The organism is Microbulbifer okhotskensis, from assembly GCF_023895975.1.
Lineage (GTDB): Bacteria > Pseudomonadota > Gammaproteobacteria > Pseudomonadales > Cellvibrionaceae > Microbulbifer > Microbulbifer okhotskensis.
Genome location: NZ_JALBWM010000493.1, coordinates 1 through 244 on the forward strand (window position 1 = coordinate 1; position 244 = coordinate 244).

A 244-nucleotide genomic window follows, 5' to 3' on the forward strand; every position below is an offset into this window, starting at 1 on the left:
TTGCTCGGGGTCTAAACTTGAGAGAACCCGGCTAAAAGTGTTTTTTGAGGGTATTTCATTAATTTAGAGGCGTAAATTTTTTAGGTAGTCTTTCTTGGATTCTGCGAAATCAACAAAGTCTCTACAGCTTTCCGCACCACAAATGACACCGCAAAACATGATAAGTAAAATATCGGGCAGGGCGTGCAACTTGCGCCGATCAACTCGAGGATCGTCCATGTCGTCAAAGTGATGTAAAAGGCTA

The 244-nt window shown here is 42.6% G+C and carries 1 protein-coding gene; it reads right to left on the minus strand.

Annotated elements, in window-relative coordinates; genetic code table 11:
* Positions 1 to 63: 63 nt before the first annotated feature.
* Positions 64 to 244 (minus strand): transposase family protein (locus MO867_RS23040; protein WP_252473485.1); only part of this gene is annotated, 181 nt, incomplete at its 5' end.